Source organism: Streptomyces sp. NPDC052910 (assembly GCF_055585605.1).
This window is the reverse complement of record NZ_JBVJJR010000005.1, coordinates 311,463-333,769: the sequence shown is the minus strand read 5'-3', so window position 1 is coordinate 333,769 and position 22,307 is coordinate 311,463. Positions and strand designations below refer to the sequence as shown.

The 22,307-nt window shown below is 74.2% G+C and carries 13 protein-coding genes and 1 pseudogene; 11 read left to right on the top strand and 3 right to left on the bottom strand.

The window, feature by feature from the left end; all coding sequences use genetic code 11:
* Positions 1-173: 173 nt before the first annotated feature.
* The 4 genes from ACZ6X9_RS20565 to ACZ6X9_RS20550 all read left to right on the top strand — a co-directional run bounded on the left by ACZ6X9_RS20565 (position 174) and on the right by ACZ6X9_RS20550 (position 5,174).
* Complete coding sequence (locus tag ACZ6X9_RS20565; RefSeq protein ID WP_469779433.1) at positions 174-872, top strand: sigma-70 family RNA polymerase sigma factor; 699 nt, start codon at positions 174-176, stop codon at positions 870-872.
* A 200-nt stretch (positions 873-1,072) separates the two neighbouring features.
* The gene (guaB, locus tag ACZ6X9_RS20560) at positions 1,073-2,575 is read left to right on the top strand and encodes an IMP dehydrogenase (RefSeq protein ID WP_469779432.1); all 1,503 of its coding nucleotides are present in this window, start codon (positions 1,073-1,075) and stop codon (positions 2,573-2,575) included.
* A 149-nt stretch (positions 2,576-2,724) separates the two neighbouring features.
* Entirely contained in the window at positions 2,725-3,852 is a 1,128-nt protein-coding gene (locus ACZ6X9_RS20555) for a GuaB3 family IMP dehydrogenase-related protein (protein ID WP_004955655.1), read from the top strand.
* Positions 3,853-4,025: 173 nt separating this feature from the next.
* Positions 4,026-5,174 (top strand): rod shape-determining protein, encoded by a 1,149-nt coding sequence (locus ACZ6X9_RS20550; RefSeq protein ID WP_469779431.1) that lies wholly within the window; start codon positions 4,026-4,028, stop codon positions 5,172-5,174.
* Between the two features lie 134 nt (positions 5,175-5,308).
* On the opposite strand, the gene ACZ6X9_RS20545 is transcribed toward ACZ6X9_RS20550, so the two are convergent.
* Entirely contained in the window at positions 5,309-6,577 is a 1,269-nt protein-coding gene (locus ACZ6X9_RS20545) for a nucleotide sugar dehydrogenase (RefSeq protein WP_469779430.1), read from the bottom strand.
* Positions 6,578-6,923: 346 nt separating this feature from the next.
* On the opposite strand from ACZ6X9_RS20545, the gene ACZ6X9_RS20540 reads away from it, so the two are divergent.
* A complete protein-coding gene (locus tag ACZ6X9_RS20540; protein ID WP_469779429.1) occupies positions 6,924-8,633 on the top strand; it encodes a glycerol-3-phosphate dehydrogenase/oxidase in 1,710 nt (569 codons plus the stop codon).
* Positions 8,634-8,666: 33 nt separating this feature from the next.
* Here the strand turns inward: ACZ6X9_RS20540 and ACZ6X9_RS20535 are convergent, their stop codons facing one another.
* Entirely contained in the window at positions 8,667-9,803 is a 1,137-nt protein-coding gene (locus tag ACZ6X9_RS20535; protein WP_469779428.1) for a serine hydrolase domain-containing protein, read from the bottom strand.
* Positions 9,804-9,917: 114 nt separating this feature from the next.
* Between ACZ6X9_RS20535 and ACZ6X9_RS20530 the strand changes: the two are divergent.
* The 4 genes and pseudogenes from ACZ6X9_RS20530 to ACZ6X9_RS20515 all read left to right on the top strand — a co-directional run.
* Positions 9,918-11,234: pseudogene (locus tag ACZ6X9_RS20530) on the top strand (serine/threonine-protein kinase); the annotation flags it as partial.
* A gap of 401 nt (positions 11,235-11,635) precedes the next feature.
* Positions 11,636-14,185, top strand: coding sequence for a protein kinase (locus ACZ6X9_RS20525; protein WP_469779427.1), 2,550 nt, complete (start codon positions 11,636-11,638; stop codon positions 14,183-14,185).
* 601 nt (positions 14,186-14,786) lie between these two features.
* Positions 14,787-15,302, top strand: a complete 516-nt coding sequence (locus tag ACZ6X9_RS20520; RefSeq protein ID WP_469779426.1) for an ATP-binding protein — start codon at positions 14,787-14,789, stop codon at positions 15,300-15,302.
* A 421-nt stretch (positions 15,303-15,723) separates the two neighbouring features.
* Positions 15,724-16,788 carry a hypothetical protein gene (locus tag ACZ6X9_RS20515; RefSeq protein ID WP_469779425.1) on the top strand — a complete coding sequence of 355 codons (1,065 nt, stop codon included), beginning with the start codon at positions 15,724-15,726 and terminating at the stop codon, positions 16,786-16,788.
* A 254-nt stretch (positions 16,789-17,042) separates the two neighbouring features.
* On the opposite strand, the gene ACZ6X9_RS20510 is transcribed toward ACZ6X9_RS20515, so the two are convergent.
* Positions 17,043-17,690, bottom strand: coding sequence for a TetR/AcrR family transcriptional regulator (locus ACZ6X9_RS20510; protein WP_469779424.1), 648 nt, complete (start codon positions 17,688-17,690; stop codon positions 17,043-17,045).
* A 530-nt stretch (positions 17,691-18,220) separates the two neighbouring features.
* Here ACZ6X9_RS20510 and ACZ6X9_RS20505 point away from each other — a divergent pair.
* The gene (locus tag ACZ6X9_RS20505; protein ID WP_469779423.1) at positions 18,221-19,066 is read left to right on the top strand and encodes a VOC family protein; all 846 of its coding nucleotides are present in this window, start codon (positions 18,221-18,223) and stop codon (positions 19,064-19,066) included.
* Between the two features lie 284 nt (positions 19,067-19,350).
* A complete protein-coding gene (gene afsK / locus ACZ6X9_RS20500; protein WP_469779422.1) occupies positions 19,351-21,819 on the top strand; it encodes a protein serine/threonine kinase AfsK in 2,469 nt (822 codons plus the stop codon).
* Positions 21,820-22,307: the final 488 nt, after the last annotated feature.

Sequence of the window (22,307 nt, the reverse complement as noted above, 5' to 3'; positions counted from 1 at the left end):
CGGACGTCATACGGCACGGGCCCAAGCTATCGGGGGAGTCGTGGGCGCGGGGCGGGTATACCCGGAAGGGGGCGACGCGAGACGTGAGTGCGAGGACACCGACGCGTAACGGTTCGACGCACAACTATGAAGGTGGTGCCGTGGATCGTCGGACGCCGAGGCACCATGGACCGATGCGCGACGACGAGACCCCGGGGCCGCTCCTCGCCACGGGTCCGGCCGCAGCCCCCGCGACGGGCCCCGGCGCGGGCCCGGCCACCGGCACACCCGCGGGAGCGCCCGCCGGCGCGAACGCCGGTGTGACGACGGCCCCGGGGGAGATCGGCGCGCTCGTCACCCGGGCCGTCGAGGGCGACCGGCGCGCCACCCACGACCTGCTCGCCCTGGTGCACCCGCTGGCGCTGCGCTACTGCCGCACCCGGCTGTCGCGGCTGCCCGGCGACGCCCGGCACTTCGTGGACGACCTCGCCCAGGAGGTCTGCCTCGCCGTGCTCTGCGCGCTGCCCCGCTACCGGGACACCGGCCGGCCCTTCGAGGCGTTCGTCGTGGCCATCGCCGCGCACAAGGTCGCCGACCTCCAGCGGGCCGCCATGCGCCACCCCGGCAGCACGGCCGTCCCCTCCGACGAGATGCCCGAGCAGCCGGACGACTCCCTCGGCCCGGAGGAGCGGGCGCTGCTCAGCAGCGACGCGGAGTGGGCCAAGAAGCTGCTCGCCAACCTCCCGGAGAACCAGCGCGAGCTGGTCCTGCTGCGGGTGGCCGTGGGGCTGACGGCGGAGGAGACCGGGCAGATGCTGGGCATGTCGCCGGGCGCGGTCCGGGTCGCCCAGCACCGGGCGCTGAGCAGACTGCGGGCGCTCGCCGAACAGTGAGCGCGGGCACCTTCCCGAACGGCTCGTAGGAACGTCCAAGTGACGTGATCCTCACCGATCGTGGAATGGGACACCTGCGGCGGCCGTTAGCATGGGAGTCCTCGCTGAGGCAAGGGGGTTCCGGGTCCCGCGGCGGCAGCCGCCGGTGGTGACGGCCCGGCCCGGCCCCGCCCGCAGAACTCCGTATTTGGGAAGGTGTCATGACTGACCACGCCGCCGGGATGCCCGCGAAGTTCGCGATGCTCGGTCTGACCTACGACGACGTCCTGCTGCTGCCGGGCGCCTCCGAGGTGCTGCCGAACGCCGTCGACACCTCCTCCCGCGTCTCCCGCAACGTCCGGGTGAACATCCCGCTGCTCTCCGCCGCCATGGACAAGGTCACCGAGGCGCGGATGGCCATCGCCATGGCCCGCCAGGGCGGTGCGGGCGTGCTCCACCGCAACCTGTCCATCGAGGACCAGGCCAACCAGGTCGATCTGGTCAAGCGCTCCGAGTCCGGCATGGTGACCGACCCGATCACCGTGCGCCCGGACGCCACGCTGGCCGAGGCCGACGCGCTGTGCGCCCGCTTCCGGATCAGCGGCGTCCCGGTCACCGACCCGGCGGGCAAGCTGCTCGGCATCGTCACCAACCGCGACATGGCCTTCGAGACGGACCGCAGCCGCGCCGTGCGCGAGGTCATGACGCCGATGCCGCTGGTCACCGGCAAGGTGGGCATCTCCGGCGAGGACGCCATGCAGTTGCTCCGCCGTCACAAGATCGAGAAGCTGCCGCTGGTGGACGACGCCGGGGTGCTCAAGGGCCTCATCACCGTCAAGGACTTCGTCAAGGCCGAGCAGTACCCCAACGCCGCCAAGGACGCCGAGGGCCGGCTGGTCGTCGGCGCGGCGGTCGGTGTCGGTGCCGAGGCGTACGAGCGGGCTCAGGCGCTCGTCGAGGCCGGTGCCGACTTCCTCGTCGTGGACAGCGCGCACGGCCACAGTCGCGGCATCCTCGACATGATCTCCAAGGTGAAGTCCAACATCGACGTGGACGTCGTCGGCGGCAACGTCGCCACCCGCGACGGCGCCCAGGCGCTGATCGACGCCGGTGTGGACGGCGTCAAGGTCGGCGTCGGCCCCGGCTCCATCTGCACCACCCGCGTGGTCGCCGGCATCGGCGTCCCGCAGGTCACCGCCATCTACGAGGCCGCGCAGGCGTGCCACGCGGCGGGCGTCCCGCTGATCGGCGACGGCGGCCTCCAGTACTCCGGCGACATCGCCAAGGCCATCGCGGCCGGTGCCGACACGGTGATGCTCGGCTCGCTGCTCGCGGGCTGCGAGGAGTCGCCGGGCGAGATGGTCTTCATCAACGGCAAGCAGTTCAAGTCCTACCGGGGCATGGGCTCGCTCGGCGCGATGCAGTCCCGCGGCCAGGCGCGCTCCTTCTCCAAGGACCGCTACTTCCAGGACAACGTCCTCTCCGAGGACAAGCTCGTACCCGAGGGCATCGAGGGCCAGGTGCCCTACCGCGGTCCGCTGGCGTCGGTGGCGCACCAGCTCATCGGCGGTCTCCGGGCGTCCATGGGCTATGTGGGATCCGCCAATGTGCAGGAGCTCAAGGACAAGGGCACGTTCGTGCGAATCACCTCGGCGGGGCTCAAGGAGAGCCACCCGCACGACATCCAGATGACGGTCGAGGCGCCGAACTACTCGCGGCGGTGATCTCGTAGGGGGCGGGGTGGGGTTCTGTCCCCGCCCCGCCCTTTCGCCGTTTCCGCGGGGGAGTACCCCGCGACCCCCGGGCACGCCGCCCTGCCACGCCGCGTCGGTGATACTGGAGTGCGGCAGTCGTAGAAGGAAAGGCCACACACGTGACTGAGATCGAGATCGGGCGCGGCAAGCGCGGGCGCCGGGCGTACGCGTTCGACGACATCGCCGTCGTCCCCAGCCGGCGGACCCGTGACCCGAAGGAGGTCTCGATCGCCTGGCAGATCGACGCCTACCGGTTCGAGCTGCCGTTCCTGGCCGCGCCGATGGACTCCGTCGTCTCCCCCGAGACGGCCATCCGCATCGGCGAGCTGGGCGGCCTCGGCGTGCTCAACCTCGAGGGCCTGTGGACCCGGTACGAGGACCCGGAGCCGCTGCTCGCGGAGATCGCCGAGCTGGACGAGCACGCCGCGACCAAGCGCATGCAGGAGATCTACGCCGCTCCGATCAAGGAGGAGCTGATCGGGCAGCGCATCAAGGAGGTCCGCGACTCCGGTGTCGTGACCGCCGCCGCGCTCTCCCCGCAGCGCACCGCGCAGTTCTCCAAGGCCGTCGTCGACGCCGGTGTCGACATCTTCGTCATCCGCGGCACCACCGTCTCCGCCGAGCACGTCTCCGGCGCCGCCGAGCCGCTGAACCTCAAGCAGTTCATCTACGAGCTCGACGTGCCGGTGATCGTCGGCGGCTGCGCCACGTACACCGCCGCCCTGCACCTGATGCGCACCGGCGCGGCGGGCGTCCTCGTCGGCTTCGGCGGCGGCGCCGCGCACACCACCCGCAACGTGCTGGGCATCCAGGTTCCGATGGCGACCGCGGTCGCCGACGTGGCCGCCGCCCGCCGCGACTACATGGACGAGTCCGGCGGCCGGTACGTGCACGTCATCGCCGACGGCGGCGTGGGCTGGTCCGGCGACCTGCCCAAGGCCATCGCCTGCGGCGCCGACGCCGTGATGATGGGCTCCCCGCTCGCCCGCGCCACCGACGCGCCGGGCCGCGGCCACCACTGGGGCATGGAGGCCGTCCACGAGGACGTGCCGCGCGGCAAGCGCATGAACCTGGGTGCCGTCGGCACCACCGAGGAGATCCTCCTCGGCCCCTCGCACACCCCCGACGGGTCGATGAACTTCTTCGGCGCGCTGCGCCGGGCGATGGCGACCACGGGCTACAGCGAGCTCAAGGAGTTCCAGCGGGTCGAGGTGACGGTCGCGCCGTCGCAGCACGACAACCGCTGACGCTTCGCCGTCACGTCTGTGGCGGGAGGGCCCGGATCGCTTCGGCGGCCGGGCCCTCCGGCGTGTTCGGGCGCCTTCCGGTGCCTCCCGGCGCCTTCCGGTGTCGTCGGGAGCGGCCGGTCTGCGTCGTCAACTCCGTATAAAGGTTCGGGGATGGTGAATACTGGCGACTTATGGCGCAAAGTAAGTCGTTCAGCGGCAGGGACATGGGCATCGACCTCGGCACCGCCAACACGCTGGTGTACGTGCGGGGGAAGGGAGTGGTGCTCAACGAGCCCTCGGTCGTGGCCGTCAACGCTGATGACGGCAGTGTGCTGTCCGTGGGTTCCGAGGCCAAGGAGACCATCGGGCGCACCCCCTCGAACATCGTGGCCATCCGCCCGATGCGCGACGGCGTCATAGCCGACTTCGAGATAGCCGAGCGGATGCTGCGGCACTTCATCAAGAAGGTCACCGGGAACCGGCGGTTCTCCCGGCCGCGGGTCGTGGTGTGCGTGCCCTCGGGCATCACCGGCGTGGAGCGGCGAGCCGTCATCGAGGCCGCCTCGCAGGCCGGGGCGCGCGCCGTGCACCTGGTCGAGGAGCCGATGGCGGCGGCGATCGGCGCGGGGCTGCCGGTCAGCGAGCCGACCGGCTGCATGGTCGTCGACATCGGCGGCGGCACGACGGAGGTCGCCGTGATCTCCCTGGGCGGCATCGTCACCGCGCGGTCCGTGCGGACGGCCGGCGACGCGATGGACGCGGCGATCATCTCCTACGTGAAGAAGGAGTACGCCCTCGCCATCGGGGAGCGCACCGCCGAGGAGATCAAGCTGAGCATCGGCTCGGCGGCGCCCACGGGGAAGTGGACGGCCGCCGGACTCGCCGCCGTCGCACGGCAGTTGGAGAAGCACCCCGAGGCCGACGGGGGTGGGGATCCCGAGGAGACGCAGGGGCTGCTGCCGCCCGACCGGTTCACCATCCGGGGACGGGACCAGGTCAGTGGCCTGCCGAAGACGCTGGAGCTGACGGCCGACGAGATCCGGCACGCTCTGACGGAGCCGGTGGACGCGATCGTGATGGCGGTGCGGCAGACGCTGGACGAGACGCCGCCGGAGCTGTCCGGGGACATCATGGACCGGGGGATCGTGCTGACGGGTGGGGGCGCGTTGCTGCGGGGGCTGGATGTGCGGTTGAGCCGGGAGCTCGACATTCCCGTGTTGGTCGCGGACGAGCCTCTCGACTGCGTCGCGGTCGGGACCGGGCGGTGTGTCGAGGACTTCGCCAAGCTGCGGACGCTGCTCGACGCGCAGCCGCGGCTGCCGGCCAGCGGCCGGCTGTAGGAGGCCCCGGCCCCGCCCCTTCGCCGGTTCTCGCGGGGGCCGCGCCTCCGCGCCCCCGAAGCGCGCTGTCCTCAAACGCCGGACGGGCTGCTAGAGCCCGTTGAGGGCACCCCCCCGGGGGACCCGGGGCACCCTCACAGCCGGTGCGCCGCCCCCGCCGGGCTCGCCCCCCGTGTGTCCAGCAGGAGCTGTGCCTTCACGGCCAGGCCCTGCAGGTCGTACGTGCGGTGGTGCTGCAGAAGCACCGTCAGGTCCGCCACGGCCGCCGCCTCGTACAGGCAGTCCACGCGCGGCACCGGGCGTCCGAGGACGCGCCACTGGGGGACGTACGGGTCGTGGAAGCCGATCTGGGCGCCCAGTTCCATCAGGCGGCAGGCGATCTCGCGGGCGGGGGAGCCCTCCTGGTCGCCGATGTCGGCCTTGTAGCCGACGCCGAGGAGGAGGACGCGGGCGCCGCGGGCGGACTTGCCGTGTTCGTTGAGGAGGGCGGCGCAGCGCTGGGTGATGTAGCGGGGCATGCGGCCGTTGACCTCTTGGGCGAGTTCGACCATGCGGAGCGGGTAGCCGAGGCTGCGGCCCTGGTAGGAGAGGTAGTTGGGGTCGACGGGGGTGCCGTGGCCGCCGACGCCGGGGCCGGGGCGGAAGGCCTGGAAGCCGAAGGGCTTGGTCTCGGCGCAGCGGACGACGTCCCAGAGGTCGACGCCGATGTCGTGGCAGAAGACGGCCATCTCGTTGGCGAACGCGATGTTGACGTGCCGGTAGTTGGTCTCCCACATGCGGACGGTCTCGGCCTCGCGGGGGCCCCGGGCGCGGACGATCTTCTCGCAGAAGCGGCCGTAGAAGGCGGCGGCGGCCTCGGTGCAGGCGGGGGTGAGGCCGCCGACGACCTTGGGGACGCGGGTGACGCCCCGGTCGCGGTTGCCGGGGTCGGCGCGGCCGGGGCAGTAGGCGAGGTGGAAGTCGCGGCCGGCGCGCAGGCCGGAGCCCTCCTCCAGCAGGGGGCGCAGGACCTCCTCGGTGGCGCCGGGGTGGACGGCGGACTCCAGGAGGACGGTGGTGTGCGGCCGGAGGCGGGGGGCGAGGGTGCGGGCCGCGTCCTCCACGGCCCCGAGGTCCAGGGCCCGGTTCTCGCCGAGCCGGGTGGGGGCGCAGATGACGGCCGTGCGGACCCTGCCGAGCTCGGCGGCCTCCGTCGTGGCGCGGAAGCCCGAGGCGAGCATCCGCCGGAGCTCGGCGGCGGTGAGGGTGCCGCCGTCCTCGGTGGGCAGCCGGCCGGCGCGCAGCTCGGCGACGGTGTGCGGGTCGGGGTCGTAGCCGACGGTGACCAGGGAGGCGGCGGTGGCGGCCTGGGCGAGGGGGAGGCCGAGGTGGCCCAGGCCGATGACGGCGAGGTCTGCGGGCATATGCGAGCGGTCCTTCCCGGTGAGGAGCCGTGGGGTCCTGCGGGCGGGGACGCCGGACCGATCCCCGAATGTCGTAGATCAGGTTAAGGGGATATACGACATATTCCGGGCATTGTCGTCCCAGACGTCGCCATTCGTGTCATGGGCGCGGTGGGAGCGGGCAGGCGTGGTGTGTGGGGCGGGAGTCGCCTCCGGCCTGTCGGGATCCGGGTCCGCCGGGATCCGGCGCGGCCGGGGCGGCGGATCTGGTGCAGCATCGGAGGAGACGCCGTACCCCGCCCGGGAGGCCCAGGGCGGCCCCGGGGCGCGGAGGACACGCGGCGGACGCGGCAAGCGGGAGGCAGCGGTGAGGACAGCGACACTCGGGCCGGCCGAACGGGGCGAGGCACTCGCCCGGATGGCCGAACGGGAACTCGACATCCTGGTGGTCGGCGCCGGCGTCGTCGGCGCGGGCACCGCGCTGGACGCCGCCACACGCGGCCTGTCCACCGGCCTCGTCGAGGCCCGGGACTGGGCCGCCGGCACCTCCAGCCGGTCCAGCAAGCTCATCCACGGCGGCCTGCGCTATCTGGAGATGCTCGACTTCGCCCTCGTCCGCGAGGCGCTCAAGGAGCGCGGCCTGCTGCTCCAGCGGCTGGCCCCGCACCTCGTCAAGCCCGTGCCGTTCCTCTATCCCCTCCAGCACCGTGCCTGGGAGCGGCTCTACGCGGGCTCCGGCGTGGCGCTGTACGACGCGATGTCCGTCTCGTCCGGCCACGGGCGGGGGCTGCCCGTCCACCGGCACCTCACCCGCAAGCACGCCCTGCGCGTGGCGCCCTGCCTGCGCAAGGACGCGCTCGTCGGCGCCCTCCAGTACTACGACGCGCAGATGGACGACGCCCGGTTCGTCACCACCCTGGTGCGCACCGCCGCCGCGTACGGCGCCGCCGTCGCCAACCGGGCCCGGGTGGTCGGCTTCCTGCGCGAGGGCGAACGGGTCGTCGGGGCGCGGGTGCGCGACCTGGAGCAGGGCGGCGAGTACGAGGTGCGGGCCCGGCAGGTCGTCAACGCGACCGGGGTGTGGACGGACGACACGCAGCAGTTGATCGCCGAGCGCGGGCAGTTCCACGTCCGGGCGTCCAAGGGCATCCACCTCGTCGTCCCCAAGGACCGCATCCACTCCACCACCGGGCTCATCCTGCGCACCGAGAAGAGCGTCCTGTTCGTCATCCCCTGGGGACGCCACTGGATCATCGGCACCACGGACACCGACTGGGACCTCGACAAGGCCCACCCCGCCGCGTCCAGCGCCGACATCGACTACCTGCTGGAGCACGTCAACTCGGTGCTCGCCGTCCCCCTGACCCGGGACGACGTGCAGGGTGTCTACGCCGGGCTGCGCCCGCTGCTGGCCGGGGAGTCGGACGCGACCAGCAAGCTCTCCCGCGAGCACACCGTGGCGCATCCCGTGCCGGGGCTGGTGGTCGTGGCGGGCGGCAAGTACACCACCTACCGGGTGATGGCCAAGGACGCCGTGGACGAGGCGGTGCACGGGCTCGCGCAGAAGGTCGCGGACTGCGTCACCGAGGACGTCCCGCTCGCCGGCGCCGAGGGCTACCGGGCGCTGTGGAACGGCCGCGCGCAGCTCGCCCGGCGCACGGGTCTGCACGTCGCCCGGGTCGAGCACCTGCTCAACCGGTACGGCTCGCTGGTCGGCGAGGTCCTGGACCTGGTGACCGCCGACCCCTCCCTCGGCCGGCCACTCGGCGGTGCCGAGGACTATCTGCGGGCCGAGGTCGTCTACGCCGCCTCCCACGAGGGCGCGCGCCACCTCGACGACGTCCTCACCCGCCGTACCCGCATCTCCATCGAGACCTTCGACCGGGGCACGCGGTGCGCCCGGGAGGCGGCCGGGCTGATGGCGCCGGTGCTGGGCTGGGACGAGGAGCAGGTGGAGAAGGAGATCGCGCACTACGAGAAGCGGGTGGAGGCGGAGCGGGAGTCGCAGCTCCAGCCCGACGACCGGACGGCGGACGCGGCGCGGCTGGGGGCGCCCGACATCCAGCCGCTGGCGTGAGGGGGCGGGCGGACCGGCGGACGCGGGGGTGTGTCAGCAGAACTCCGCCCGCAGCAGCCGGTCCTCCGCCGCCGCGTCGACGCCCGCGTCCGAGTTGGCCCGGTAGCTCAGGACGTGCCGCCCGTCCGCCGTCCCCAGCGTGCCCGCGTACGAGCCGTTGATCTCGCCGTTGTGGCCCCACAGCGTGACCCCGCACGGCAGCCGCACCGGGAAGAGGCCCATCCCGTAGCGCCCGCGCGAGGCGCCCGTGTCGCGCATCAGGCGGAGGGCGCCCGCGGGGAGGAGCTCGCCGCGCAGCAGGGCGGAGAGGAAGCGGTTGAGGTCGGGGAGGGTGGAGACCAGTTCGCCCGCCGCGCCCGCGACCGACGGGTTGAGGTCGGTGACGTCGGCCGGCGCGCCCCCGGGTGCCGTGGAGTAGGCGCGGCCGTGCGGCTCGGGCAGGGTGACGCGGGTGCCGGGGAAACTGGTGCCGGTGAGGCCCAGGCGGCGGATGACGCGACGGCGTACCTCGGCGGCGTACGGACGGCCCGTCACCTGACGGATGGCCATGCCCAGCAGGACGTAGTCCGTGTTCGAGTAGTGGTAGCGGGTGCCGGGCGGGGCGTACGGGCGGTGGCCCAGTGCGGTCCGTACCAATGCCTCGGGCGGGTGGGTCTCGAAACGGTGACCCGCGAACCCCGCGCCGAACGAGGACCGGAGCAGCGCCGCGTCCTCGGTGTAGGAGAACAGTCCGCTGGTATGGGTGAGGAGTTGGCGGATCGTGACGTTCCGTCCGTTTCCCGCCCGGTTTTCCGCCCGGCGCAGCCAGGCCGCGGCCCGCCGGGGCAGCCGCCCGGCCGCCGGCTCGTCGAGACGCAGCCGGCCCTCCGCAGCCAGTTGCAGGACGACCGTCGCGACGACCGTCTTGGTGATGCTGCCGGCCCGGAAGCGGTCCGTGCGGCGGATGCGCCGCCCGGTGCGCAGGTCCGCCACCCCGGCCGCGGTGAACCGGGAGACACCGTGAGCATCTTGTGACAGCTCGGCGGCACCGGGAACCGGTCCTCGTGCAACGATGTCCTGTACAGGGGAGCGGGCAGGGTCGCCATCGCACGCCGTCGTCAGGGCCGTGACGGTGCAGCACAGCGCGGTCATGGCCGCCGTGAGGCGCGAGAAGGCACTGCGCGTCGGCATGCGCTCATCATCCATGGTCGCCCGGACCCTGGCCTTCCTCTGGTCGGCGGATGAGAGACAATGGTCCCTCGGCCGGGGTCGGTTGGTCGCAGAGCTGAATGCCAGAGGGGACGCATGTCGGACGCGGAGCAGACGCAGGGCACGACCGGGCGCCTCCTCGCCGGGCGCTACCGCCTCGGCGACGTGCTCGGCCGGGGCGGCATGGGCACGGTCTGGCGGGCCACCGACGAGACGCTGGGACGCGTCGTCGCCGTCAAGGAACTGCGTTTCCCCGCCAACATCGACGAGGACGAGAAGCGCCGCCTCATCACCCGCACCCTCCGCGAGGCCAAGGCCATCGCCCGGATCCGCAGCGCCGGCGCCGTCACCGTCTACGACGTGGTGCACGAGGACGACCGCCCCTGGATCGTCATGGAGCTCATCGAGGGCCGTTCGCTCGCCGACGTCATCCGCGAGGACGGCCCGCTGAAGTGGCGGCGCGCCGCCGAGGTCGGCCTCGCCGTGCTCGACGTGCTGCGCGCGGCGCACCTCCAGGGCATCCTGCACCGCGACGTGAAGCCGTCCAACGTGCTCATCGCCGACGACGGCCGCGTCGTCCTCACCGACTTCGGCATCGCCCAGGTCGAGGGCGACCCCTCCGTCACCTCGACGGGCATGCTCGTCGGCGCCCCCTCGTACATATCCCCGGAGCGGGCGCGTGGGCAGAAGCCAGGTCCGCCGGCCGACCTGTGGTCGCTGGGCGGCCTGCTCTACGCGGCCGTCGAGGGCGCCCCGCCGTACGACAAGGGATCGGCGATCGCCACCCTCACCGCCGTGATGACCGAACCGCTGGGTCCGCCGAAGAACGCGGGTCCGCTAGAGGGTGTCATGTACGGGCTGCTCGCCAAGGACCCGCAGAAGCGGCTGGACGAGGCGGGCGCGCGGGCGCTGCTGACCGAGGCGGTCAACGCCCCCGACGAGCGCCTGCCCGCCCGGACGCCCGCCACCGACGCCACGCAGGCCATCGCCGTGCCCAAGGGCCTCTCAAGCCCCGTGAAGAACGACGGCCGCGCGGCCGGCGGTGAGCGGACCGAACGGACCGCGCGCCCCGAGCAGGCGAAGACGCCGCGGAAGCCCGTCGCCGCCCCGGCCGCCGGGCGGCCCGGCGGGAGCGGTGGACGTGCCGGCGGGGCCGTCGGGTCCCGGGGCGGCGGCGGGTCGCAGGGGAGCGGCGAGACCTCCGGCAGCGCCTTCCGGCCGCTGCGCGACGCGATGCCCTCCGGATCCGCCGCCGCGGCGCGGACCGAACCGGAACCGCTGGGCGGGGCCTACACCGAGACGCTGGTACGGATGCGTCCCCCGGTGCAGAAGCGTGTGCTGCTCCTGGTGGTGGCCGTGGTCGTCCTGGCGGTGATCGGGACGGTCGTCGCCCTCGTCGTCACCAATGGGAACAAGGACGACGGCAGCCTCGGACGGCCCGGTTCCGGTGGCGGCACGGCCGTGACGCGGACGGTCGCCGGGCAGGTGCCCGCCGGTCCGGCGGCCTGACGGCCGGCCGGGCCGCGCCCGCTGCCGCCGCCGGGCTGACGAGGCGTCGGCGGCGGGAAGATTCGCACCCGCGGACGGTGTTGTGTACGGAGCCCGAACAGCCGGTTGGGCACCCGTCGTTGCGCCGCGGTCGTCGGGAGGCCACCGGGTCCGACGATCTGAGCGGTACGCGCCCGCCGCGGCGCGTTCGGCACGTATCGTGAAGGGTCGGGGACGGAACGCAGCCGTGCACGGCCCGCCAACCGGCCGCCGACGGCGGTCGGTCGGGCGTCGGATGCAGGGATCGCGCGCTTAGGGGAGGCGTCGTGGACGACTACGCGGGCCGGGTGCTCGCCGACCGGTATCGCCTGCCGTTGCCCCCGTCCGACGCCTTCGAGCTGGTCGAGACGCGGGCGTTCGACACGTACAGCGGGCAGGAGGTCCTGGTCCGGCAGATCCCGCTGCCGGAGGTGGTCGACGCCGAGCTCGTCGAGACCGGGCCCGGCGCCCCCGCGCCCGGCGGGGCGAGCGGGCCCGGCCGGGGCCGGCCGCCGGGACGGACGGTCGCCGGGGCCTCGGACCCGGCGGTGCGCCGCGCGCTGGACGCCGCGACGGCCGCCGCCCGGATCCCCGACCACCCGCGCCTCGACCAGGTCTTCCACGTCTTCGCCGAGGCGGGCAGCCTCTGGATCGTCAGCGAGCTGGTCCCCGCCCGCCCGCTCGCCGCCGTGCTCGCCGAGCGCACCCTCTCCCCGCACCGGGCGGCGGAGGTCGCGGCCGACGTGCTCACGGCCCTCCGCGCCCTGCACGCCCAGGGCTGGACCCACCGGAACATCACCACCCGTACGGTGCTCATCTGCGAGGACGGCCGGGCCGTCCTGACCGGCCTGGCGGCGGGCGCGGCGGAGGAGGCGCTCTGCGGCTACGACCCGGTCCCGGCGGCGGACGCCGGACGGGACGCCGCCGGGGCACCGGCCGGAGACGGGACGGAGGGCACGGCCGGCGGAGCGAGGCCGCGGGAGGAACTCGGCGGCCGGCCAGGTGCGAACGGGCCGGCGGGAGGCGCGCCGACGGGCGGGCGGCCGGGAGGCGGGCCCGTCGGTGGGGGGTTCGCCGGTGGCGGGCGTCCGGGAGACGGATTCGCCGGCGGCGGGCGTCCCGGGGGCGGTACGGCGGGCGGCGGGCATCCCGGGGACGGCCTCGCGGGCGGTGGGGCCCCCGCCCCGCACGGGCCCCGGCGGGGGCCGCGCGCCGACGCCATCGCCGCGTACCGGGCCGGCACCCTCGCCGCCGCCCGCGCCGGGCGCCCGCCGACGAGCGCCTCGACCTGGGGCGGCGGCAGCGCCGCCAGCGGTACCGCCCCGGCCCCCGGCACCGCCGCGCCCTGGAGCGCCGACGCGCTGGTGGGCGGCCCGGCACCGGAACGGCCGGGAACGGCGGCGGACGACCCCGCCACCGGAAGCTCCGACTCCGCCGCCGGGGGCTCGGACGCCCCCAGGGGCTCCGACGCCCACGCCGCCTGGGGGCGTCCCGCCGACGCCGCCGGCGCGCTCGCCGCGGAGCGGGCCCGGCAGGCGAGGATGCTCGTCGTCGGCCCCGTCACCGAGCGCTGGGCGCCCGAACAGGCCTGGCCGGTGCGCGAGGACTGGCAGTTGGCCCCGCCCGTGGGTCCGGCCGCCGACCTGTGGGCGCTGGGCGCCCTGCTGTTCCGTGCCGTGCAGGGCCACGCGCCGTACCCCGAGGAGAGCGCCGCCGAACTCGTCCGGCTCGTCTGCTCCGAACCCCCGGCCTACGCCGAGGAGTGCGGCGCACTGCGCCCGGTGGTCGAGTCCCTGATGCGCAAGGACCCCGAGGAGCGGCCGGACTTCGAGGAACTGCGCGGCTGGCTGCGCTCCCTGATCCGGTCCGCCCCGGAGCCGGACGTCGGCAGCCGTACGGTCACCGTCCCGCCGCCGGCGCCCGGCGACCCGGCGGCGGCACCGGCCGCCAAGGGCACGGCCCGGCTGCCGATCGTCCGCCGGCGCGGCGAACTGGTGCGCCGCCGCCGCGGACGCGGGGCCGCGGCGGCCACCGGGCCGGTGGCGCACGGCCGGCACAAGAGGGCCGGCGGCGGGTCGCCGGTCCGGCCGCCGGTGCCGGGCGGCGTCGCCGCCACGGGACACCTCCAGGAGCAGCACGTCTACGGCGCCCAGCCCGCCCACCGGCTGGGCCGGCTGCTGCTGGGCGCGGTCCTGCTGCTGCTCGTCGGCGCGGTGCTCTACGCGCTGCTGTTCATGCCGCGCGCTTCGGAGAGCGCGGGCGCCGGGCAGGGGACGCGGCGGACGGCGGACGCGCTGAGCGCGGGGCCCGGCGCCGGCGGCACGGCCGGCCGCTCGGGCGGGCCCCGCGAGGACGAGGCGACCGCCGAGGCCGGCGGCGTGGCCAAGGGCTTCACGCTGCGCCGCGACCCCAAGGGCTTCACGGTGGCCGTGGCCCGGGAGTGGCAGCGCCGGGGGGACAACGAGCGCGGCCAGGTCGTCTACGCCGGCGGGGACTTCGAGCTCATCGTGGTGCCGGGCCGGGACAAGGTGTCCGAGTTCGGCGCCGATCCGATGGCCTACCAGCAGGAGAAAGAGCCCGAGCTGGCCGCCTTCCGGTCCTCCTCCTGGTCCGGTTCCTCCGGGCTGCGGCGGGTGGACGTGGGGCGGAGGGCCGGCGCCGAGGGCACGTTCAACTGGAACGACGACAGCGGGCGTCAGGTGTACGTCCGCAACTCGGCCGTCATCCTCGACGGGCGCTACCACGTGCTCCAGGTGCTGGGGCCGATGGACGGGCAGCGCTCGGTGGACAGCTTCTTCGACCAGGCGACCGCCACGTACCGTGCGGGTACGAGCTGACCTGGCGTCACACCCCGTAGCGCGCAGCGGATTTCGCGTGGGCGAAAGCCAAGGCCGCCGACCGGCCGGCGGGACGGTTCCGGGCCGGACCCGGCGGTGCTCCGGCGGTGAGGGAATCGAACGTCGGCCAGGTCGCCCACCCGTCCTCGGAAGGCGCGGATCCGCGCGGAAGGGGCCATGGGCCGAACACGGGTGGTAACCCTCCGGAAATTCGCTCGGGCGAAATTCTGAGCGACCGAAATGCGTACCGTAATCGGGAAGCGGAAATACCCGGGTGACGGGTTTGGAATGATCACGCTGTGTTGATATCGAGTTGTGTTCTGCGTGGAAGTCGTCACGCATCGGAGTAGGGTTCGCCTCGGGTACTCTCCCTTGAATGTCCGGTGCTCGTATCGGCATGGAGGTCGCGATTCCCCCGTGTTCGAGTCCACGCAGTGTGCTTCGCACAGCTTGTGGCGCAGATACTCCTTTGCGTCGGAATATCCCTGAAGTGGTTGTTGGGGTAACTGTGGGTCAACCATGCTGTGCGGGAAGGGAGTCACTCTGCGTGAAACCCTGGAGACGCGAGGCGTTGTGTCCGCCGGTTCGGATGGTGTGAGCGGTGCAGGTGCTTCAAATGCAGATGGAGGTCGGGGTCGACCCCGCGGAGGTGGGGCGGGCCCGAAGATGGGCGCGGTCGCGGCTGGCGGGGTCCGGGATAGGGGTCGACGAGCCGCTGGCCGAGACGCTGATCCTGCTGATCTCCGAGCTGGTGACCAACGCCGTGGTGCACACGGGCTGTCCGGCCGTGCTGCGGATGTTCTTCCCCGGCGCCGCGGGCCCGGCGGCGGGGGGCGGGACCGGCACGGTCCGCGTCGAGGTCGCCGACATCAGCGCCCGGCCGCCGCGCCGCCGGTGCGCCAGGGGGGACGAGACGGGCGGCCGGGGCCTGGAGCTGGTGGACGGCCTGGCGGACCGCTGGGGCTGGCAGCGGGAAGGCTCGGGCAAGCGCATCTGGTGCGAGATCGACAGCGGGGCCGTCCCGCCCGCGCCTCCCGCCTCATCCGTCCCGGTGCGGACGCTGACGCGTTGGAACGGCGTTTTCGAGCCACAACACGCCATCACAAATGGGGCGTAGGAGGCAAAGTCCAGACCAGGTGTTGACGGGAAGTGTTCACCTGATCACCCTTGGATGAAGCGATTCGTTGCGAGGGGACGTCGAGACGTCCAGGTGACCCCGGACGACTTGGCGAGTACGGGTCGCGGTCCGGCGCGACGGCAGGGCTCGGGCGCCGGAGCTGGGCGGCGGCGGCGTGCGGTGCCGTGCTCGGGGTGCGCATCGATGCGCCGCCGCCGGCTCGTCCCACGGATGGCCCGTAACCGCCCGTCCAAACCCCCCTCGGTGAAGTGCGTCACAGATTCGGGCGGATTGCCGTCCGGAGGGACCCCGGTGCGGTCCTTCCGGGCGGAACGATTCCCTGGTCGATCACGTCACTCCGGCCTTTCGCCACGGAACCTCCCGGCCTCCGGGGGAATCTTTCTTGGAGAGAGGGGCGGATATGACACAGCAAGCTGAGCCGGGCTCGATACCGGACGAGGCGCCGACGGCCGCACCCGACGACTCCACAGGGGCGGACGGGACGGTTCCGACGGGCGGGGCGGGCGGGACGGACGGTGCGGACCGGCCGCGTGCGCCGCGTCATCCGGACGGCTTCGGCGCCGCCTTCTGCGCCTCGATGGCCACGCTCTGCGCCGAGGTCGTCGTCGCGGCCAGCGCCGGGGTGCTCGTCCTGCTGTCGCGGGAGCACCAGGGCCTGCCCACCGCCCCCGCCCTGGCCGTCGCCGTGGCGCTCGGCGCGCTGCTGCTCACCGTGCTGCTCAGCGGATTCGTCACGGCCGCGGCCGTGATGCCCGCACTGGAGCTCTCCCGCCGCGCGGCCGCGCGCGCGGGCCGGCCCGAGGGCCGCTGGTGGACGGTCGGCGCGGTGCCGGCGGTGGCCGCCGGACTGGTATTCGTCTTCGGCGCGGTGGCGGCGCTCGGCGCCCTCGCGCCGGCCCACCCTCTCACGTACCTGATCTGGTGGGGCGCGCTCACCGTCGTCCTGCTGCCGCCGGTCCTCGCGGCGCGCCGCGCCGCGCGCCGGGTGCGGGAGGACCGTCCCGGGAGCGTGGCCCGGCGGGTGGTCAGGAACGGCGCCCTGGCGTGGCTGCTCGTCGGCGCGGTCGGCGCGACCGCGTACGGGACGGGGCTCGCCACCGTCTACCAGCCGCCGAAACTCCACCGCTCCGACATCGCGGGCGTCTGGAACGACGGCCGGGGCGGCGTGGTCAGGCTGGAGCGGGACGGCAGCGCGGTCGCCGACGGGCTCGACAAGTTCGAGTGGGACGGCATGGGGCACGACCGGATCCAGGACTGCAAGGCGTCCGGCAGTTGGACGCCGGTCAAGGAAGGCGGCAGGGTCGTCGGCGTCGGGCTGCGGTTCGACGCCTGCGGGCGGTACGAGAAGAACTGGAGCGTCGGCGGCACGGCGAAGGAGCCGCGGATCTACCACGAGATCGGCAAGCAGGGGTCGGGCAAGCGCTACATGCTGAAGAAGCTGCGCGGCTCGGGAACCAAGGGCTGACGTGCCGGGGGGGGGCTCCAGGGACTCCGGGGCCCAGGGGTTTCGGGCGGGCAGGGGTCTTCGTCGGGTTTTCGTCGGGCAGGGGTCTTTGCAGGGCCGAGGCCGTCGCCGGGCGGGGCCCGCCTCGTACCGGACTTCACCCGCGCTTTCACCGGACCGGCCCCGAACGCGCGAACGGCGGGTCACCGGGCGGGCTGTCGGTGCCCCCGGTGACCCGCCGCCGTTGCTGACAGGACGGGTGTGTGCCGCGCGGCCTACCGCGCGGGCTTCTTGCCGGTGATGCCCAGGTGCACCAGGAGCGCCAGGTTCGGCTTGAGGTCGGCCTGCTTGACGCCCCAGCCCTGGAAGCCCTTCTGGTGGGAGGCGACGCCCGCCAGCATCACGACCAGCGAACCGGCCACGGCGGCGGCGCTGACGTCCTTGTCCACCTTGTTCTTGGCCTGGAGTTCCTTCACGGATTCCGTGAGGGAGTCGGTCACGGCGTTGAGGATCCGCATGCGGATCTTGGCGAACCGCTTGTCCCCCTCGGCCGCGCCCAGGTCGATCACGCGCAGGATCGCGTCGTTCCGCCGCCAGAAGACGAGGAATCCGTCCACCAGTTCCTCGGCTGCCTGGCGGCCCGCCTTGCCCACCCAGGAACGGCCGGCGACGAGTTCCCGCAGGCTCGTCCCTTCCTTCGCCACTTCCTCGGCGAGTTCCAGAACGGCGCCTTCGACGTCCGGGAAGTACTGGTAGAAGGTCGCGGGCGAGGTGCCGGCCCGCCGGGCGACGTCGATGACCTTGACGTCGCGATAGGGGTGGGAGCTGAGCATTTCCCCGAGGCAGTCGAGCAGCTTCTGTCGCGTCGCCTGTCCTCGGCGGCCGGCCACCCGGCCGTCGACGGTGCGTACTTGTCCTGTCATGCCGTCAGCTTACCGAGGGGTGATCGGAGCGCGATTCGGTCGCATGCAAATGGGGGCGGGGGTGCGAATAGGGGTGGATAAGCAGGTCAGAGGGGTTTCCCGGGGGCAATTTCCGGACGTTCGCGGATTGGCCCGTACCGGTGAATTGTCTTATCGACAAGTCGCGGATCCACCTGTGGGGACGGGTCCGGCGGGGGACGGCGCGGCACCCCGGACGGACGCGTCGGCGGATCTTCCGCCGAGCCGCTCGCGAGGCCGTGACGAGTGCGCTCCGGACCCGCTCCCGGCTCGCGCCGAGCCCGCGCCGGGCCGGGGTGCGGCCCGTCCGGAGCGGCCGGTTCCGACGGGCAGGGCCGGCGGTCCGGGCTGGCCCGCTGGTCCGTCCGGGGGTGCCCGGGGACGTCCGGGGTCGTCCGGCGACCGCGCGGGACCGGGCGTCCGTCGCTACCGTGGCCGGTGCGACACCCCGCGCGGTCGGCCGGCCCGCGCGGGCCGGACCGGTGCGGTGCGGAACGAAGGGAGCGGGCGCCATGGGCGCAGCGACGGACGGAGCCCCGCGGACCACGCCGTGCTGGGCGGACGCGGCCCTGCCCGACGTCGAGGCGGGCAAACGCTTTTACGGTGGCCTCTTCGGCTGGACCTTCGAGGAGGGCGACGCCGAGCGGGGGACGTACGTCCGGGCCCTGCACGAGGGCGCGGAGGTCGCGGCCCTCGCGCCCAAGCCGGACGGGCGGATGCCGACGGCCTGGTGCGTCTACTTCTCCTCGCCCGACGCCGGGGCCACCGCCGACGGGATCCGGGCGGCGGGCGGACAGATCGTCACCGGCCCCGCCCGGGTGGACGGACACGGGACGCTGCTGCTCGCCGCCGACCCGGGCGGGGCCGTGTTCGGGGTCTGGCAGGCCGCCGCGCACCGGGGGTTCGGCAAGCGCGGAACCCCCGGCGCGTACGGCTGGGCGGAGGTGTACACGCGGCGGCCGGAGGCCGTCGACGCCTTCTACGAGCGGGTCTTCGCGCTCACGGCGCACGACCTGGGGGAACCGGGGGAGCCGGGGGAGTCAGGGGAGGGCGCCGGGTTCGACTACGCCGTATGGACGCCCGCCGGGGAGCCGCTCGCACCGGAGAACGCGGTCGGCGGACGGGCCGTCATGGACGAGACGTCCTTCCCGGCGGCGATGCCCGCCCACTTTCTCGTCTACTTCGTCGTCGCCGACTGCGACGAGGCGTGCCGTACGGCCCGGCGGCTCGGCGGCCGGATTCGGCGGGAGGCGCGGGACTCCCCGTACGGGCGGTTCGCGGTGCTGACGGACGACCAAGGGGCGGACTTCGCCGTCGTCGACCCGCTGGCCGCGGGGGCGGGGGCGGGGGAGGGCTGAGCAGGGGCTCCGGCCGCCCGGGGCGCGCGCGAACGGGCCGGCGGAACGTCTGTTGCTTCTGTGCGGGATGAGGCTGAACAGCCTGCTGTGACGGCCGGGAAAGTCCCCCGGTGCGGGGGCGGAACTTCCGCTTTCGGCATGGACACGCCGAAGCACGACCCGGGTTCGCAACCACCGCCCCGGCCAGGGAGAATCAGAAGGCGTACCCCGGGATAATTCGCGGTGAGACGCTGCACGGGGCCGGAACAATCCTTTCGAGCCCCCACGGGGAGGTGGCAGGCCAGTTGGAGCAGCTCACACAGCACGACCCGAGACGGATCGGCCCGTTCGAGGTGCTCGGCCGGCTCGGGGCCGGCGGCATGGGCCTGGTCTATCTCGCCCGCTCGGCGTCGGGCCGACGGGTCGCGATCAAGACGGTCCGCACGGAACTGGCCGAGGACCAGCTCTTCCGTGTCCGCTTCACCCGTGAGGTGGAAGCGGCCCGGGCGGTCAGCGGCTTCTACACGGCCGCCGTCGTGGACGCCGACCCGCGGGCCGCCGTGCCCTGGCTGGCCACCGCGTACGTCCCCGCGCCCTCCCTCGAAGAGATCATCAACGAGTGCGGGCCGCTCCCCGCCCAGGCCGTGCGCTGGCTGGCGGCCGGCATCGCCGAGGCGCTCCAGTCGATCCACGGCGCCGGCCTCGTCCACCGCGACCTCAAGCCGTCCAACGTGCTGGTGGTGGAGGACGGGCCGCGCGTCATCGACTTCGGCATCGCCTCCGGCGTCTCCAACACCCGGCTGACCATGACCAACGTGGCCGTCGGCACGCCCGCCTACATGTCCCCCGAGCAGGCCAGGGACTCCCGCAGCGTCACCGGCGCCAGCGACGTCTTCTCGCTCGGCTCCACCCTCGTCTTCGCCGCCACCGGCCACGCGCCCTTCCACGGCGCCAACCCGGTCGAGACGGTCTTCATGCTGCTGCGCGAGGGCCCGGACCTGTCCGGTTTGCCCGACGAGCTGCGCCCGCTCATCGACTCCTGCATGCAGATGGCCGCCGAACACCGGCCCAGCCCGGCCGACCTCCAGACCCAGCTCGGCCCGCACCTGTTCGCCTCCGGCGGCGACGACAGCGGCACGGCCTCGGCCTGGCTGCCGCCCGACGCCGTCTCGCTCATCGAGCGGCGCCGGGCCGGGCAGCGGCCCGCCGCGCCCCCCGCCCGGGGCCGCGCCGGCCGCTCGGCCGCCCCGCCGCCGGCGCGGCCCCCGGCCGAGCCCCCGTACGACCCCTCCCGCGCCGCCCCGCCGCCGAGCTGGAGCGACGCCCGGGCGGCCGGCCCGCACCACGCCCGGTCCGCCGGCGCGCCCGACCCGCGCGGGGCGTCGGCCGTGGCCTCCGCCCCGGCCCCCGTCCCCGCACCGGCGCAGGGCCGGCACGCCGCCGCGCCCGCGCCCGCCTACGCGGACGACGGTTCGGTACGGCTCTCCGGCGCGCAGTTGCCGATCGGTCCCGGGCCGCGCGTCGCCGACGCCCGCGAGCCGTACGCGCCCTCGGCGGCCGGCCCCGCCACCGGCTGGGTCCGCCCGCCCGGCGGCACGACGGCCCCCGTGGCGCCCGTCGCTCCGGTGGTGCCCGAGCCGGCCCCCAACTCGACCGTGGATCCGGCCCGTTGGCGCCCCTGGCGGTTCCGGATGTCCAACGACGTCTGGGGCACGCCGGTCGTCGCCGGCGACCTGGTCTACGTCACCTCCTTCGAGGTCCACGCGCTCGACGTGGCCAGCGGGCGGCGGCAGTTCAAGACCCGCGACGTCGCCTGGGCCATGGCCCTCGCCGACGGACGCATACACGCCTCCGACGGCCCGACCCTCTACGCCCTCGACGCCGCCGACGGCGGTGAGCGCTGGCGGCTGTCCACCGACGGCTGGGTGTACTCGCTCGGCGTCGACCGCGGCACGGTCGTCACCGGCACCCGCGGCGGCGGCGCCCAGGCGTGGGAGGCGGCCACCGGCGAACTCCTCTGGGAGACCGCCGGCCTCCAGACCGACTTCGAGACCCCCGACTGCGGACCGGTCGTCCAGGACGGCACGGTCTTCCTCTGGTCCGACGCCCGGCTGCGCGCCCTCGACGCCCGCTCCGGCACCGAGCGCTGGTCCTACCCGGTCGGTGACACCGGTTCCTGCGGCGGCGTCCCCGTCCGCCTGCACGCCGCCCCCGACGGCGTCGTCTACGTCGCCGCCGGCACCCGCCTGCTCGCCCTCGACACCGCCCGCGGCGACGTCCGCTGGCGCTTCGAGGCCCCCGCGGTCTTCCTCAGCCCGCCCGCCGTCGGCAACGGCGGCGTCTACGCGGCCGACTACCTCGGCACCGTCTACGCCCTCGACGCCGCCGGCGGACAGGAGCGCTGGCGCATCGCCACCGAGGCCCGCCAGTCCACCGAGCCCGTGCTCGTCTCCAACGGCCTGGTCCACCTCGGCAGCGGCGGCGCCCTCTACACCCTCGACGCCGTCACCGGCACCCCCCGCTGGCGCTTCGCCGCCGGCGGCGACATCGTCGGCTCCCCCGTCGTCGCCGACGGCCGCGTCCACTTCGGCTCCGCCGACCACTGCCTCTACGCCCTCGACGCCACCGGCGGCCAACTCCGCTGGAAACTCGCCACCGGCGGCGAGATCACCGGCACCCCGCTGGCGTCCGGCGGCGTGGTCTACGCGTGCAGCAAGGACCGCTGCGTGTACGCCCTGGACGCGGCGAAGGGGACGGGACAGGCGCGGCGGTGATCCCGTGGTGATCCGGCGGTGATCCCGCGGTGAGGCGGCGGAGTCCGTGGTGATCCGGCGGTGATCCCGCGGTGAGGTGAGGGCCGCGCCGGCGCGGCCTGCGCGGCGGTCCGGCGCGGCCGGTGGAACCCCCGTCGACGGCCGTCGGCGGGGAGCCACTCGGACCGCGGGGAAGCGGTGGGTCCGAGCGGGCGCGTGATGCGCGCTCCGGGCGGGAGGTGCCGCCCGGAGCGCTCGGGTGCGGTGCGCGACCGTACGCGTATGGGGCGATGGCGAGCAAATGGGTGGCTCGGTATGTCTCCGAGCCGGTTACCGGTGGCCCCGGGGCGCCTGAGTCCGGGACCGTCCGCAAAATGAGAGAGAAACGTCAACAAGCCAGTAGTACGGTGCGGTTCATAACCATCGCGGGGCCCGGCGCAACGTCCTGAGGGTACGGCGCCGGCCTCCGCTCGCCCTGGAACAGAGGGTGAGCAGAATGGCGAACACCG

What these genes read in the sequence shown, in the direction of transcription:
- ACZ6X9_RS20515 (WP_469779425.1), top strand. Translation starts at nt 15,724, where the DNA reads ATGACACAGCAAGCTGAGCCGGGCTCGATACCGGACGAGGCGCCGACG.
- ACZ6X9_RS20510 (WP_469779424.1), bottom strand. Translation starts at nt 17,690, where the DNA reads ATGACAGGACAAGTACGCACCGTCGACGGCCGGGTGGCCGGCCGCCGA.
- ACZ6X9_RS20565 (WP_469779433.1), top strand. Translation starts at nt 174, where the DNA reads ATGCGCGACGACGAGACCCCGGGGCCGCTCCTCGCCACGGGTCCGGCC.
- ACZ6X9_RS20550 (WP_469779431.1), top strand. Translation starts at nt 4,026, where the DNA reads ATGGCGCAAAGTAAGTCGTTCAGCGGCAGGGACATGGGCATCGACCTC.
- ACZ6X9_RS20545 (WP_469779430.1), bottom strand. Translation starts at nt 6,577, where the DNA reads ATGCCCGCAGACCTCGCCGTCATCGGCCTGGGCCACCTCGGCCTCCCC.
- ACZ6X9_RS20535 (WP_469779428.1), bottom strand. Translation starts at nt 9,803, where the DNA reads ATGCCGACGCGCAGTGCCTTCTCGCGCCTCACGGCGGCCATGACCGCG.
- ACZ6X9_RS20505 (WP_469779423.1), top strand. Translation starts at nt 18,221, where the DNA reads ATGGGCGCAGCGACGGACGGAGCCCCGCGGACCACGCCGTGCTGGGCG.
- guaB (WP_469779432.1), top strand. Translation starts at nt 1,073, where the DNA reads ATGACTGACCACGCCGCCGGGATGCCCGCGAAGTTCGCGATGCTCGGT.